Source organism: Larsenimonas rhizosphaerae, from assembly GCF_026240105.1.
GTDB classification, from domain to species: Bacteria; Pseudomonadota; Gammaproteobacteria; order Pseudomonadales; family Halomonadaceae; genus Larsenimonas; species Larsenimonas rhizosphaerae.
The window spans coordinates 433215-448991 of the sequence record NZ_JAPIVE010000001.1; the positions used below are offsets into that span (position 1 = coordinate 433215).

Below are 15777 nucleotides of genomic sequence, written 5' to 3' on the forward strand. Positions count from 1 at the left end.
GTCAGCTCCTTATCGGCTGTGTCTGCCGCAGGTGGTGTGCATACAGGCTGGCGGTGGCGCAGGAGGCCAGCCGTGTCTTGTGACTGTCGGCGCGACTGGTCAGGATGATCGGCACTCTGGCGCCCAGCACTATACCGGCGGCATCGGCACCTGACAGAAAGGTCAGGTTCTTGGCCAGCATATTGCCGGCTTCCAGCGTCGGGACGACCAGAATCTGTGCCTGCCCGGCGACCTGGGAGACGATTCCCTTGATGCGCGCCGCTGCCGGGCTGATGGCGTTGTCCAGCGCGAGCGGGCCATCCAGCATGCCCCCGGTAATCTGCCCTCTGTCTGCCATCTTGCACAGGGCCGCCGCTTCAATGGTGCCCGGGATTTTGGGGGTAATGGTTTCAAGCGCTGATAAAATAGCGACGCGCGGTGTGCCCAGTCCCAGGCCCAGGTGCAGATCAATGGCATTTTGAATGATGTCCGCGCGCGTCAGCAGATCGGGTTCGATATTGATGGCCGCGTCAGTAATGAACAGTGGTCTGGGATAGCGAGGAACATCCATGATGAAGACGTGGCTGATGCGCCGTTCGCTGCGTAGACCGGTCTCCCTGTCGATCACCGCGTGCATCAGTTCATCGGTATGCAGGCTGCCCTTCATCAACAGCTCTGCCTCGCCGGCACGAACAAGGGCTACGGCTTCTTGAGCGGCCGCGTGGCTGTGAGGCACATCGATGATCTGAAGCCCATCGGTTGAGCGGCCCAGTGTCTGAGCGGCGGCATTAATGCGTGCCCGGGGCCCAACCAGTATCGGGTGAATGAGCTGTTGCTCGAAGGCATCCAGCGCCCCCGACAGGGAGGCTGCGTCGCAGGGATGGGCCACGGCGCAGCGTAACGGCACATGACGGCCCGCTGCCGTAATCAGTTGTTCATAGTGGTACTGAGGGTCGCTGCGTGGCGCATCGTTCAGGCCGTCAATCATGAGATGACTCCGTGGTGGCGGAATGGTCGTCAGTGCGAGAGGGGGCGGTAAAAAGTCGCCTGATGCGCTCAAGGCGGTGACTTTCCTGCTTATCAAGAGGCGTGCCGGCGGTCAGGATGGTCGTCAGGTGGGCCAGATCCTTTTTGCGCTGCGCCGCTGACAGCCGAACCAGCGGCCTGGCCAGCGCCGTAATGGCTTCATCCGGCACGACGGTCAGCAGGTGTGCCTGACATCGTATTCGCTGTTTCAGGTCGGCCAGGGAGGCACCACCGGATGGGTGAGCGGCATTCAGCGCCTTGAGTGCGTTGAAATGGCGCTCATCGATGGCCGGGGCGGCCGAGAAGACGTACAGCATGGCGCGCACGACCAGATCAAGATGATCAACGTGATATAGCCGCTGCGTAATTTCTCCGGCGTGCAGCGGGACAAACTCATCCGGCGGCGGTTCACAGGCCGGCAGGGGGCGAACCGGTGACGCGTCGGGATCCACTCCTACCAGTCGTTGCAGCCAATGCTGGCCGTAGAGGGCCATGAACATTGCTTCGCGCAGCCTGTCACGCTGGTCTCGCCACTGATTGAGGGCCGTGACGATATGTGCTGCGGTGGCGGTTTCCATGGCGAGAAAGAGGTTGTCGGAAGACACTGGATGCCGGTCAGTGCGCACATGATCCGCGGCGCTCTTGATCAGTGGCGCAGCAGGGTGATGATCCGAGCAGGCGGTAAAGCCCAGCCTCAGCGGGTGGCATTGACGAAGGGCATCAGTCACGGGTGGGGTAACCATGGCGCGCCAGTAGGGCTGGGCCCAGACCGTATAGGCCTGATGAGTCAGTCGTGACAGGCCGTCGACCGTCGCAAAGCGGCGATCATCCTCCTCCCTGTGATCAATACGGGCGCTCAGTTCATCGAAGGTTCTCGGAGCCGTGGTGAACAGGGTGGTTCCTTCCACCCATTGAGGGTTGGCCGTGTCGGGGGCGCTGTCCTGCACGCTGGCTTCATACAGCCCGGGGGGCAGAACATCGATGAAGTCCACGTTGCTGGTGAATTCGGTATGCTGGCGACGTGACACGTCGCCGGAGACGAAGATGCCCAAATGCCCGGTGTGATCATGTACGCAGTACAGTACTGTCTGATCATTGTCCCGCAGGGCATCCTCATCACTGTACAGGTCCGTCAGCCAGCCCAGTGCCTGCGGGGGTGGGGTGATATCGTCTCCCTCGGAGCAGAAGACGATGACCGGGGAGCGCACATGTCTCAGATCCACGGTGCGCCCGTCCCGAAAGGTGATGCGGTTATCGGTCAGACGGTTGCCCATGAAAAGGTTGTCAACGATGTATTCCATCTCTTCTCGGGTACTGAAGACATGGCCACCCCACCAGCGCTCGAAATTCAGATATCGGGGCACTTCCGTATCCACCCGGGCGTAAAGGGCATACTGCTTTTGCCACCATGTATTGGCCGGGTTAAGGCTTTCGAAATTGGAGACCAGCCAGGCGCCATCAAACAATCCGCCTCCGAGGTCGCCCAGCCAGGTAGTGATCCAGCTGCCACCGGTCAGACCGGCGGTATACCGCATCGGCGAGCCGCCTCGGTGTCCGGCCCAGTAGGACAGGGGAGTACCGGCAATCAGTATCGGGCCGACATCCTCCGGAGCGAGAGCCGCGGCCATCATCAGCTGCCAGCCAGCCTGGCAGTTACCGATGACCATGGGGCGGCTGTCTGCCTCTGGGTGGCTGGCACGGACATGGCTGATGAACTGACTCAGTGCATCGACAACGTCCTCGATGGTCTGTCCATGCTCGGGGTAACGTAGAAAACTTACAAAGTAGCAGGGGTGGCCTGCGCTCATGGCCACGCCCAGTTCACTGTCGGCCTTGAATCCGCCGATGCCCGGCCCGTGGCCGGCTCGAGGATCAATGATGATAAAGGGGCGTTTTGCATCATCAATCCGAACGCCCTCGGGGGGATGTACCCGCATCAATCGGTAGTTGACCGGTCGAGGAAGCGTACGCCCATCGAGCAGCAGGTCGGTGGCGTAAATCAGTAAATTGGGCGCGGGGTCATGGGTATGCGCCAGATACTGGTTGCTGCGCTGGCGCTGGGCATCAAGATATAGCCAGGAGCGCTCGACAGCGTCCAGGCTGTAGGCCATGCCTTGCTGAAAGGCATCAATCGGGGCTGTCCAGAGGCGAAAGCCAGCGGTCAGGGCAGGGAATAGCGCGGAAAACATGGCGGTTGTCCCATAAAGGCGGTCGGAGCGATATGGCATCCTGCATGATAGATAAAGCTTTTATCATGTTGCATTGCAGTATAAATAAAGTATAGGCCATTGCGGCCATGTGCCAGTTAAAACAACGTTAATGCCCTTTGACGCGATTGATGGTTTCATAACAGGGATCAACAAATTATTACCCGAAAGCCCGCCTCGGCCGGGAACACGGTCTGTTGATCCCGGTCAGTGTCAGACAGTAGTGGTTTTTGTGTGCCGACGGGCCTTCACGGGTTCACTATTGATTATCAGTTCAGGGAGTAAAAAGGGTTCATGGAAAGACGTTCATTATTAAAGGCCTCAATGGCACTGGCGGCACTGGGCCTCCCCCCGTTACCGGCCTTTGCCGCCAAAAACGAAGGCGCGACCAGTACCGACGCCAGCAGTAGCCATTTTGATTTCAAATGGCTTCGACAGCACGCCAAATCCATGTCAGGCCAGGCATTCAAGCCGACGACGGAAACCCTGCCGGAAAGCCTGACGCTGGAAAAGCTGCGCCCGCTGGATTATCAGAAAATTACCTACAAGCCCTCTCATGCGCTGTGGGCCGATGATCCCAAGGCCGATATACGCCTGCAGTTTTTCCATGTAGGCATGCAGTTCAATCAACCGGTACGCATGTATTCCGTTGATCGGGATACAGGCCAGTCACATGAGATCCACTTCAGCCCGGAACTCTACGACTATTCAAAAGTCGGTATCGATCCGAAGACGCTTGAAGGCAATGACCTGGGGTTTGCAGGTTTTCGAGTCACCAAGAAGCCGCGCTGGGCGGATAATCAGGACATCGTATCCTTTCTGGGGGCAAGCTATTTCCGGGCGATTGACAAGAACAACCAGTACGGTCTGTCGGCGCGTGGTCTGGCCATCAATACGGCCGCCGATGGCGGGGCACCGGAGGAATTTCCATCCTTCACCCATTTCTGGTTTATCCATCCGGAACCCAATACCACCCGCTTTGTAGCCTATGCGCTGCTGGATTCGCCGAGTACGACCGGGGCGTTTCGATTTGATATCGATTGTCAGGACGAGCAGGTCGTGATGGGCGTGCAGAGCTATATCTATCCGCGCAAGCCCATTGCTCGCATGGGTATCGCGCCGATGACCAGCATGTACCTGACCGGAACCAGTCAGAAAAAGGCCCGCGATACCATTCATCCCCAGATTCATGATTCAGACCGCCTAAGCATGTGGCGTGGGAATGGGGAATGGGTCTGCCGCCCGTTGTATAACCCCAAGACGGTTCAGTACAACGCCTATCCTGACGAGAACCCGCGAGGATTCGGGCTGCTTCAGACCGATCATGACTTCGAAAACTACATGGACAACCAGGCCTGGTACAGTCGCCGGCCCAGCCTGTGGATCGAGCCGACCAGCCAGTGGGGCAAGGGGGCCATCAATCTGATCGAACTGCCCACGGTCGGTGAAACCGTCGACAACATCGTGGCCTTCTGGGTGCCGGAAGAGAAGGTGCAGCCGGGGGAAACGATGTCGTTCTCCTATACCCTGTACTGGAGTCCGCTGCCGCCGGTATCACCGTCTCTGGCCCATGTCGACAAGACATGGACCGGAATGGGGAACGTGCTGGAAGGCTGGATCCCCGGTGACAAGTCGCCCGAGCATTATGCGCGTCGCTTTGCGGTGGACTTCAAGGGCGGGAATATCATGGACCTGCCGAAGGATGCCGACATCGAGGTGGTGGTCTCAGCCTCACGTGGTGCACTGAGCCATCAGCAGGTCCTGCGTTTTGATGACGTCAAGGCCTACCGGGCGATCTTTGACTGGACGCCGGAGAGTGAGGATACCAGCGCGGTAACCTTCCGGATGTACCTGCGTCACAAGGACAAGCCACTGAGCGAGACCTGGCTTTATCAGTGGGTACCGCCAAAGCCGGAAGAACGCTTTTATTAAAGGAACAACAGGGCGGCCTGCGGGCCGCTTTTTTGTGATTACATTTTTTAACATTGTTTCAGAAGATCGGCTCGCGCGCCGATAGTTCAGGAGACTGAAGTACGCTACACTCGCCGCGCCCTGTAGGGCTCGATCCATTATCCAGTAACTTCCGGGTGCGCCCAGCATGAGCCTTTTACCACGACCCTTTGTCTTTGTGCGTCACGGTGAGACGTTTTATAACCGTGCCCGGATCATCGCCGGCCGCTTTGATGTTCCCTTGACGCCGGATGGCGAACAACAGGCCATCAATGCGCGGGACTGGCTGGATGAGGACTGGTCCTATATTGCCGTCAGTGACATGTTTCGTGCTCGCAAGACGGCGATGCTGGCAGTACCAAACGGCAGGTTCCACTACTTTCATGGATTGCGCGAGCGCAACTGGGGAACGCTGGAAGGGCAGGCATATCGTCATCCAATGCCCTATGTCGATACGCCCGAAGGGGGCGAGTCATGGGATGGCTTTCGTCATCGCGTGCTTGATGTGATCAACACCGTACTGGATCAGTACGAGCGTCCCCTGTTCGTGGCGCACTCAGGAGTCTTCCGCGTGATTCGCGATGCGGCCATCGGCACCCATGAAGGGCCGCGAGTCAACAATGTAAGCCCCGTGGAATGTGTGCCCCCAGGCAGAGGTCAAACACGCTGGGAACTCCGTCCTCTGGCCGAGAATGCCTTTGCCGACATGACTGAATGACCGGCCTGTATCATGGCTGGCCATATTGATTATTACCGGGCAGCCCCTGTATCTGCCCGCCTTGTTCAGGATACCCATGCACGACGCAGCCCATGATACCCCAGCGATCGCTGATACCGCCCGCTGGCTTGAACAGGTCGTGATCGGCCATAACCTTTGCCCTTTCGCGCAGCGTGAGTGGGTTCGCAAGTCAGTGCGTCTGATCAGTGCCGAGGCTTCGCCGCCGGAATCGCTGATCATGCATATGCTGGATGAATGTGCCTGGCTTGATGAACATCCCGATACCGAAACCACGCTGATGGTGCTGGAACAGGGCGCCGAGGACTTCGAAAGCTACCTGTTTCTGGTTGAAGCCGCCGAGCATACCCTGGCTGCCCGGGGGTACGAAGGAATCTATCAGGTGGCCAGTTTTCATCCGGAATACTGTTTTGCCGGAGAGCCACCGGGTGATGCGTCCAACTATACCAACCGCTCACCGTGGCCATTACTGCATTTATTGCGAGAGGACAGCCTGGAGCGTGCGCTGGCACAGTGGGAATCACCGGACGACATCTACCAGCGCAATATTGCCTACACCCGTGAGAAGGGAGCCGCCTTCTGGCAGGCGCTCATGGCTGGCTGCCGTAGCCGCTAGCGGCGGCCCGGACGAATGATGTTGATGGCCGGCGCGTAGCCGTGACGTTGATAGTAGGCCTGACGCTGGCGCCACTCTTCGAGCCGTCTTTTACGCATGATGTCGTAAAAGCCGCTGAAGCGATCAGTCTGGTTGTAGTCATGATCGTTATAGGCATCGCCGGAGGAAGGCTCGGTGATGGGCATGAGGCTGTTGCTGGATAAGCGTGTCATAACGTATTCCCTGTCTTGAAGTGGACCGTATGCCTCTGGCGGGCGATGTGCTCGGTCCGGCCGGTCAGTGGTGCATAGCGTGCCTCCTCTTCACGCCTGATGCTGTGCGGTAACGCGTTGACACGCTACCGATGCGCACTGCGGCAAAGTGTTACGTTTCTTCAAGTGCTGACGGCCTGAAAGGACCGGTCCTGATAACAGGACGGCGGGCCTATATCAGATCCAGTGGCACTTTCTGTTTTGGCGCCGGAAAGGCTTCATCCAGCAGGGCAAGCTCGTGGTCGGTCAGCACCATCGTCATCGCGTCGGCATTGTCATCGATATGTTCGATACTGGTGGCCTTGGGGATGGCCAGCGTTGTGTGGTGCCCCTGATACGGGCGAATGACCCAGGCCAGCAGGATCTGTTCGACCGATGCATTGCGGTGTGCAGCAATGTCTGTCAGTACCGAATCACGGTGCAGAGACTGATGGCTTTTTCCCATGTGTTGCGCCAGCGGGCTGTACGCCATCAACGGCATCTCCCAGCGGGCCATGGAAGGCCTGAGTGAGAACTCGATACCGCGTGAGGCCAGGTGGTACAGCACCTGATTGGTCACGCACTCGCGACCGAGTTGAGTACCGCGCAGCTCCTTCATGTCGCCGATGTCCAGATTGGACACTCCAAAATAGCGGATCTTTCCCTCGTCACGCAGATGGCCAAAGCTTTCCATGACGGCTTCAAGCGGATAGGCGCCCCGCCAGTGAAGCAGATACAGGTCAATGACGTCGGTCTGCAGCCGTCTGAGGCTGCGCTCACAGGCACTGACAATGTTGTTGTGACCGGTATTGCCGGGAAGCATCTTGGTCACTAGAAAGGCATCGTCGCGGCGCTGCTTCAGCGCTTCGCCCACTACTTCCTCCGATCCGCCATTACCGTACATTTCGGCTGTATCAATCACCTTCAGTCCGCGGTCGAGCCCGTGAATCAGTGCATCGACTTCATCGCGGCGTGCCTTTCGGCCTTCACCCAGATGCCAGGTACCCTGGCCGATGGCGGGAAGCAACGTGCCGTCCGGGAGACGAACGTGGGGAATGTCCATGGGCGATCCTGAGGTTGTTGAATAAAACAGGGCTCGTGATAACGAGTGCTGAACGCACTATCGGCATCTCGAGGACTAAATGCAATTCATGATGCCCTGGGCAGGAAGGGCTGATGGCCGGGAGTACATGTCGCAGCCGGCCGGCGCTGTGCTACAGTTTCCGCCCCTGTCGGTGCCAGCATCGGCAGGGGCGGACACGCATACCAACACCAAACAAGAAGTGCTCATGACTACACACCTTCCTCAAAAGGGCTATTCGCCGGGGACGAACGATGATAGCCGCCGCCTGTCTCGAGGCGATGCAAGAACCCTGTCCCTTTCTGCTCTGGGGGGCGCCCTCGAGTTTTATGACTTCGTCATTTTTGTCTTTTTTTCCACGGTCGTCGGAACACTGTTCTTCCCGTCCGAGATGCCCGAGTGGTTGCGGCAGGTACAGACCTTCGGCATTTTTGCCGCCGGATATCTTGCCCGTCCGCTGGGTGGCGTGATCATGGCGCATTTTGGCGATCTGCTGGGTCGCAAGAAGATGTTCATGTTCAGTATCTGTCTGATGGCCGTGCCGACACTGATCATGGGATTGTTGCCGACGTACGACACCATCGGTATTGCTGCTCCGCTTCTCCTTTTGCTGATGCGGGTTCTGCAGGGTGCTGCCATTGGCGGAGAGGCGCCGGGGGCCTGGGTCTTCGTGACAGAGCACGTGCCCTCTCGGCATACCCATTTTGCCTGCGGAACACTTTCGGCAGGACTGGTAGGCGGCATTCTACTGGGATCGATCGTGGCGACGGTCATCAATGCCGCGTTCAGTCAGGCTCAGATCAGCGAGTTTGCATGGCGTTTCCCCTTCATTCTGGGGGGGGTGCTGGGGTTTGTAACCATGTACCTGCGGCGATGGCTGCATGAAACACCGGTCTTTGCCGAAATGCAGGCACGCAAGACCCTGGCGCAGGAACTGCCGGTCAAGACCATCCTGACCCGCCATGGCCGGTCGGTGATCCTGTCGATGGGCGTGACCTGGATTCTGACTGCCGCCGTCGTGGTGACCGTTCTCATGGCGCCGCCGCTGCTTAAATCCGTTACCGGTATCGACCCGCAGACCATGCAGCTGGCCAATAGTGTGTCGATTCTGGCTGTGCTGGTGGGGTGTGTCTTCGCCGGCTGGCTGGCGGACCGCTTGGGACCTGGGCCGGTGCTGGCTTTTTTCAGTCTCGGGCTGGCCCTGTGCTTCGGGCTTTTTTACTCGACCATGCTGACATCGACCGAGCATGTTTTTTCACTCTATGCCTTGTCCGGGTTCTTTGTCGGGCTGGTGGGTGTCATTCCGGGCATTGCCGTCAACTCGTTTCCTGCGGCAGTGCGTTTCACCGGATTATCGTTTTCCTATAACGTGGCGTACGCCATCTTCGGTGGGTTGACGCCCATGGGGGTGTCATTTTTCATGGCGCTGGACCCGATGGCACCGGTGTATTACATCGCCTTTATTGGCGCGCTGGGCATGATGATCGGGGCGCTGGTCATGCGCCAGACGCGTCGCGTGGCTACAACGGCCACTGTCTGACGGTCCCACCGGGCCACTTTTGATAAAAAAACCCGCCTTGGCGGGTTTTTTTATGGGGTTGCTGGCGTTCAGCGACGTCTGGTCGGTTTTCCGGCCGGCTTCGCCGGTCCTTTTCGGCTGCCTTTGGCAGAAGGTCTGGCACCTCCCGCCGATTTGGTGCCGGTTCCAGCCGGTTTGCTGCCTTTCCGGGCAGGTTTGCCATTCGCGGAGGCCGGCTTGCCGCGAGACGATGGTTTCCCCCCTGCGGACGTGGCGGCTTTTCTGGAGGAGGGCTTGCGTCCGGTAGACGTTGCACCACGCGCCTCCCTGTGACGCGCCTTGCCGGAGGCAGCATTCTTGGCCTTGCCCGCGGAATGCCCGGATGACTTCCTGCGTCCGGGCGGGGCCTGGGAGGAGGAATCCTCAACGGCTGCCAGGAGCTGCTCAAGCTCTTTTTGAGTAAAGTCCCGCCATTCGCCTACCGGCAGCCCTTTCAGAGTCATGTGCATGATACGCACGCGCTCAAGCTTTTGAACCTCGTAGCCAAAGTACTCGCACATGCGTCGGATCTGGCGGTTCAGGCCCTGAATCAGCGTGATGCGAAACACGGTGGGCGCTTCCTTCGAGACCGGGCACTTTTTGGTACGCGTGCCGAGAATCGGTACGCCCTCGCTCATGCCCCGGATGAAGTCATCGGTTATCGGCTTGTTGACGGTAACCAGATACTCCTTCTCATGGTCATTGCCCGCTCGCAGCACCTTGTTGACCAGATCCCCGTTACTGGTCAGAAAGATCAGTCCCTGGGACTCCTTGTCCAGCCTGCCGATGGGAAAGATGCGAGCGCCATGCTGTACGAAGTCGACAATATTATGGCGCTCCGAGCTCTCCGTGGTACTGACGATACCGACCGGCTTGTTCAGGGCTATCAGAACAAAATCTTCCGGGTCCGGGGGATCAATCAGCTGACCATTCACCTTCACCGTATCGCCTGGCGCTACCTGATCGCCAATGCCGGCACGCTTGCCGTTGATATAGACATTGCCCTGTTCGATGAAGCGGTCGGCATCCCGGCGAGAGCAGATACCGCTTTCCCGGATGTACTTGTTCAGACGGGTCGTGGAAGGGTTCACCATGAATAACCGTATTGATAAGTGCTGAAAGAAAATGCCCCGCGCCCGGCCTCGAAAGGCGGTGTGCCAGTCTGACAGGCTTGCAGGAAGGCCATTGTAGAGGAAAGACATTGGGGCGCGTCGAGAAAAAATCACCCGTGAAGCCAGGATGTGGCGCACAGGGTGATATTCAGGCATTAAAAAACCCCGCCGTAGCGGGGTCAGGATCGTGTAATCAGTATCTGGATCACTTCACCGGAGTGACTACCTTCGAGCCCTTGAAGCCGTAGAAGGCGATGAAGAGGTAGCACAGCAGTGGCAGTAAAAAGGCAACCTGCAGGCCAAGGCTGTCTGCCAGGGTTCCCTGAATGACCGGCAGCAGCGCTCCACCCACAATCGCCATGATCAGCAGGCTGGAGGCCTTGCCGGTCAGCGGCCCGAGCCTGGCAATACCCAGAGTGAAGATGGTCGGGAACATGATCGAGTTGAACAGACCAATGGCCACAATGGCGTACATGGCAACATGGCCGGTAGTGGCCACTGTCGTGCCCAGCAGTGCGGCAGCAATCAGCGCAGCCAGGCCCAGCATCAGCTCCGGCCGGATGGAGCGCATCAATACCGAACCAATGAAACGTCCGATCATCGCGCCACCCCAGTAGAAAGTGACCATATGCGCGGCGCTGGCTTCCGTCATGTTGCCGATGCTCGGCATCGCCAGGTAATTGACCATGAAGCTGCCGATGGATACTTCGGCACCGACATACAGAAACAGCGCGATAACGCCCAGTTTCACGTGGCGATGACGCAGGGCGTCCTTGAAGGTATAGCTGCCGGTATCGCTTTCACCGGAGGCCTGATCCTTGAAGTGAGGCAGCTTCCAGAAAAAGATGATCGCTGAAAGTACGACCAGTACCGCGGCCAGTACGATATAAGGTACCTGAACGCTCTGGGCCTGACTGATCTTGTAGGCAGTTGCCTGTGCATCGGTCATCTGGGCAATCTGTTCGGCACCCAGCACGGCGCCGGACAGGATGACGGCGCCACCAATCAGCGGAGCAACCGTCGTGCCCAGAGAGTTGAAGGCCTGTGCCAGATTCAGCCGGCTGGAAGAGGAGTGCTCCGGGCCCAGCAGCGTGACATACGGGTTGGCTGAAACCTGCAGCATGGTCACGCCGGTTGCCAGTACAAACAGTGCCAGTAGGAACAGGGCGTAGGACGGGGCCATGGCTGCCGGTACGAACATGATTGCCCCCAGACCGGCGATCAGCAGGCCAAGGCTGATGCTGTTTTTATAGCCGATGCGGGTCAGGATCTTGGCGGCCGGCATCGACATGATGAAATAGGCACCAAAGAAGGTGAACTGAATCAGCATCGACTGGGTATAGTTCAGCGAGAAGACGGCCTTCAGGTGCGGGATCAGAATGTCATTCAGACAGGTGATGAATCCCCACATGAAAAAGACCGTGGTAACGACCGCCAACGGCCCGTTCTGGGTACGGGTAGCAGCATTCCCGGAAGGGGCTGCCTGAGAGCTTGCATGGGTTGCCATTGAATTCTATCTCTGGAGCCGACGCGTACGATGGACCGTCATGGCCACTGCGTCAGGTGTAACGAGTGTTGAAAATGACGTGTTCAGACGGGAAAAGGGGCCGCTGACACGATTTAGCGACGGCGACCTTACCATGTGCATGTCCGACATAGGATGTGCTGAAGGTGATATTTAGACTATCGTCGAATAGATCAGTAGGCGTTGATTTATGTAGGCCGGTGCAGCGGTACCTTCGCCCGGTGTTTGATGGCAGGATATCGGTTCACTGGAAAGGGGACCTGCATGTTTACGGTGGTACACGCCAATCACGTTGAAGACCTCAGGGACCTTGCGCTGTCGCTGGTCGCCAGGCAGCCTCTGCCGCCGCTGGACGACGAAACCTTTATCGTTCAGTCCAACGGCATGGCCCAATGGCTGAAGCTGGGACTGGCCGACGCACTGGGCGTGGCTGCCTCGACGGATTTTCCCATGCCGTCCTCCTTTGCCTGGCGGGCCTACCGCGCCGTTCTGGGTGATGATATCCCCGACCAGTCTCCCTTTGACAAGCCGGCGCTGACCTGGCGGATCATGCGGCTGTTGCCTGCGTATCTTGAGGTTCCGGCCTTTGCTCCCCTGCGCCATTACCTGAAGGGAGAGCGCTATCCCCACCGGGATGTCATGGCCCGCAAGCAGTATCAGCTGGCGGCTCAGCTGGCCGACCTGTTTGACCAGTATCTGGTGTATCGTCCCGGGTGGATGGCCGCCTGGGCGGCCAACGAGACCCTCCCGGCAGACATGACCGAGGAGGAGCAGTGGCAACCGGCACTGTGGCGTGCGCTGATGGAGGATGCGCCGGAGGCGCTTCGCGACCAGCACCGTGCCGCACTTCATACCCGGTTCATTGCCCGGGCCGCTACCCTTGAGCGGATACCGGATGGCCTGCCGGCGAGGGTGTTTGTCTTTGGGGTGTCTTCGCTGCCGCGTCAGGTGCTGGAGGTACTTCATGCACTCTCGGGCGTGATGGAGGTGGTGCTGTTGATGACCAATCCCTGTCGCTTTTACTGGGGCGACGTGATTGCCGATCGGGACGTGTTGCGGCGCGAGTTCAAGGCGCGCCGTCACCAGGACAAGCCAGGCCTTGCCGACCTGGCACCTGAAGCACTTCATCTGCATGCCAACCCGCTACTGGCCAGCTGGGGGACCCAGGGACGTGACTTTCTGGTATCGCTGTATGACTTTGAAACCCACAACCCCTTTTCGATCGAAGAGGATGTGTTCCGTGACCGGATCGAGGCAGGGTCTTTAGCACACGCGCCACTGCTTCATCAGCTTCAGCAGGATGTTCTGGACCTCGTCCACCCGAGTGAGCATGTACAGGCCGGGCAGAAGCGCACGGTAGCGCAGGATGATGACTCCATCAGTCTGATCGTTACACACTCCCCGCTTCGGGAGGTGGAAGTGTTGCGAGACCGGCTGCTGGCGGCCTTCGAAGCGCAGCCGGACCTGATGCCGCGGGATATTATCGTCATGGTGCCGGACATCAACGCCTATGCACCCTTTATCAAGGCCGTGTTTGGGCAGATCAGCCCTGATCAGCGCGATTATATTCCCTATACCATTGCCGACCAGCAGGCCAGTCAGGCTGATCCACTGCTGATGCTGGTATTATCGCTGTTGCAGTTGCCGGATCAGCGCCTTGGGGTGTCCAGATTGCTGGACTGGCTGGATGTACCTGCCTTCAGGCGCCGGGTGCGTATCGAAGAAAGCGAGTTGCCGCTGCTGCGACGCTGGCTGGAGCAAAGCGGCGTGCGGTGGGGGCTTAATGGCGCACATCGCGAACGGCTGGGGCTGCCGGGACTTGCAGAAAACACCTGGGCGTTTGGATTGAAGCGCATGCTGCTGGGGTATGCCAGTGGTGAAGGCGAGGCCTTCAACGGTATCGAGCCCTACGCAGACGTTGCCGGCATCGATGCTGCGCTGGCCGGCCGGCTGGCGATGCTGCTGGACCGGCTTGACGCTCTGGCCACGCGACTAATGACATCTCGTGCGCCTGCCGACTGGCAGCGCGTGCTGGATGACGTACTGGCCACGCTGCTGGCTCCGGAAACACCGGGGGAGTGGATGATTGTCGAACGGGTGCAGCAGGCCGTCACGCGCTGGTGCGACGAATGCCGATGCGCCGGGTTTGACGACCCCCTGCCGGCAGTGGTGGTGCATGATGCTCTGGCAGGCAGCCTGGATGAAGGCGGGCTGGCCCAGCGGTTTCTCGCGGGGAAGGTCAACTTCGCCACCCTGATGCCGATGCGGGCGATCCCGTTTCGGGAAGTGGTACTGCTGGGCATGAATGATGGTGACTACCCGCGTTCCCGGCTGCCTCAGGACTTTGACATGATGGCGCGGCGGCCGCTGGCCGGTGACCGCTCAAGGCGTGACGATGACCGCTACCTGTTTCTTGAAGCGCTGCTGTCGGCCCGAGAGCGCCTGACCCTGTCCTGGGTGGGGCACGATCAGCGCGACAACAGCGAGCGCACGCCGTCGGTACTGATCAACGAATTGATGGATACGCTGCGTATCGGCTGGTGCGCCTGGCAGGGCGGGGCAGTGGTGGATCAGTTAACCACCTGTCACCCGCTGCAGCCCTTTTCAAGGCGCTATTTTGATCCTGCCGACCCGCTCTGGACCTACGATCAGCAGTGGGCGCGGATACATCGCCCCCACGCCCCCGCTTCGTCAGGGGGGCTTGCAGCCGGCATGCCGGAGGCCCGGTTGCGGATGGAGGATCTGGAGCGGCTGATGCGTCAGCCCATGGGCGTCTGCGTACAGCAGCGTCTGGGGATCGGCTTTCAGGCACCCTCGGTGCCGGAGGAGGACCGCGAGCCCTTTGGCCTGAATGGCCTTGACGTACATCAGATCAAGCAGTCGCTGCTTGACAGTGCCGAGCAGGGCGAGGCCCTGGCAACCAGCATGGCCCGATGGGTACGCCGTGGCGAATTGCCGGCGGAAGGATTCGGAGACCGGTGGGCACAGACGCTGCTGGCCCCGGTGGAGCAGCAGTGGGCGCACTGGTGTGGGATGATGGAGTCGCTGACGCTCACCGGCGACGTGGTGCTCAACGAGTGCCTGACCGTGGGCGGCATCGCCCTGACCCTGCGGGACCGACGGGATGATATCCGACAGGACCCTGACGGACGACGTTGGTTGTGGCTGCTGGCAGCCGGTCATTACAGCCATTTCCGTCACCACCGGGATGGCCGTCTGGACCGGTACGGCAAGGCGCATCGACTGTATTCCGGCTGGCTTTGGCAGCAGTGGCTGGCTGCCAGCGGCGAATCGGTGCATCTGGGGGTTCTGTTTGAAGACCGGGCCCTGACGCTGTCCCCGCCGACACTGGCCGTCGCCCGTGAGCGCTGCCAGACGCTGATGACCCAGTGGCTGGCGGCATGGCAGTCGCCTCTGCCCACGGCCAGCGAGCTGGCGCTGCTTTGGTGGTCACGTCAGCCTGTCGGCGATGATGCTTCATCAAGTGATGAGGCGCGCTGGGCACTGCATGAGCAGCTGACTACCCTTTACGAGGAGGGGGTCTTCAATGGCCTGCCCGGGCTGCGTCAGCGTCAGCCCGCCATGGGAGAGCTCTGGCCTTCCATGAACCACCTGCTTGAGGCAGGTTTCGAGCACGCAACACGGGCACTTTATGGTGATTTCTGGGCGGACCTGTCAACACGGGTCGAACAGTCACCGCTTGACCCTTCTTCATAATCCGGCTGTCGCGTTCAGTGCGGCAGATCAGGGAGAGCTG

Annotated in this window: 11 protein-coding genes; 5 read left to right on the forward strand and 6 right to left on the reverse strand. The window is 59.4% G+C overall.

The window, feature by feature from the left end:
* Position 1 precedes the first annotated feature (1 nt).
* Together OQ287_RS01980 and OQ287_RS01985 are read right to left on the reverse strand one after the other, a co-directional pair.
* Entirely contained in the window at positions 2 to 967 is a 966-nt protein-coding gene (locus tag OQ287_RS01980) for a phosphate acetyltransferase (protein ID WP_265895408.1), read from the reverse strand.
* Positions 960 to 3194, reverse strand: coding sequence for a DUF3141 domain-containing protein (locus tag OQ287_RS01985; RefSeq protein WP_265895409.1), 2235 nt, complete (start codon positions 3192 to 3194; stop codon positions 960 to 962). The genes OQ287_RS01980 and OQ287_RS01985 overlap by 8 nt, the downstream gene beginning before the upstream one ends.
* A 312-nt stretch (positions 3195 to 3506) precedes the next feature.
* On the opposite strand from OQ287_RS01985, the gene OQ287_RS01990 reads away from it, so the two are divergent.
* The 3 genes from OQ287_RS01990 to OQ287_RS02000 all read left to right on the forward strand — a co-directional run bounded on the left by OQ287_RS01990 (position 3507) and on the right by OQ287_RS02000 (position 6514).
* Entirely contained in the window at positions 3507 to 5144 is a 1638-nt protein-coding gene (locus tag OQ287_RS01990) for a glucan biosynthesis protein (protein WP_250936347.1), read from the forward strand.
* Between the two features lie 166 nt (positions 5145 to 5310).
* Complete coding sequence (locus OQ287_RS01995) at positions 5311 to 5880, forward strand: histidine phosphatase family protein (protein WP_265895411.1); 570 nt, start codon at positions 5311 to 5313, stop codon at positions 5878 to 5880.
* 76 nt (positions 5881 to 5956) lie between these two features.
* A complete protein-coding gene (locus tag OQ287_RS02000; RefSeq protein ID WP_265895412.1) occupies positions 5957 to 6514 on the forward strand; it encodes a DUF1415 domain-containing protein in 558 nt (185 codons plus the stop codon).
* Here OQ287_RS02000 and OQ287_RS02005 read toward each other — a convergent pair.
* Together OQ287_RS02005 and OQ287_RS02010 are read right to left on the reverse strand one after the other, a co-directional pair.
* Positions 6511 to 6726, reverse strand: coding sequence for a hypothetical protein (locus tag OQ287_RS02005; RefSeq protein WP_250936350.1), 216 nt, complete (start codon positions 6724 to 6726; stop codon positions 6511 to 6513). The genes OQ287_RS02000 and OQ287_RS02005 overlap by 4 nt on opposite strands.
* A gap of 211 nt (positions 6727 to 6937) precedes the next feature.
* Positions 6938 to 7807 (reverse strand): aldo/keto reductase, encoded by an 870-nt coding sequence (locus tag OQ287_RS02010; protein WP_265895413.1) that lies wholly within the window; start codon positions 7805 to 7807, stop codon positions 6938 to 6940.
* A gap of 226 nt (positions 7808 to 8033) precedes the next feature.
* Here OQ287_RS02010 and OQ287_RS02015 point away from each other — a divergent pair, with 226 nt between their 5' ends.
* Positions 8034 to 9365 carry an MFS transporter gene (locus tag OQ287_RS02015; protein ID WP_265895414.1) on the forward strand — a complete coding sequence of 444 codons (1332 nt, stop codon included), beginning with the start codon at positions 8034 to 8036 and terminating at the stop codon, positions 9363 to 9365.
* A gap of 68 nt (positions 9366 to 9433) precedes the next feature.
* On the opposite strand, the gene rluF is transcribed toward OQ287_RS02015, so the two are convergent.
* Positions 9434 to 10477 (reverse strand): 23S rRNA pseudouridine(2604) synthase RluF, encoded by a 1044-nt coding sequence (gene rluF / locus OQ287_RS02020; protein ID WP_265895416.1) that lies wholly within the window; start codon positions 10475 to 10477, stop codon positions 9434 to 9436.
* A gap of 223 nt (positions 10478 to 10700) precedes the next feature.
* Positions 10701 to 12002, reverse strand: a complete 1302-nt coding sequence (fucP, locus tag OQ287_RS02025; protein WP_250936353.1) for an L-fucose:H+ symporter permease — start codon at positions 12000 to 12002, stop codon at positions 10701 to 10703.
* Positions 12003 to 12284: 282 nt separating this feature from the next.
* Here fucP and recC point away from each other — a divergent pair, with 282 nt between their 5' ends.
* A complete protein-coding gene (gene recC, locus OQ287_RS02030) occupies positions 12285 to 15737 on the forward strand; it encodes an exodeoxyribonuclease V subunit gamma (protein ID WP_265895417.1) in 3453 nt (1150 codons plus the stop codon).
* Positions 15738 to 15777 lie beyond the last annotated feature (40 nt).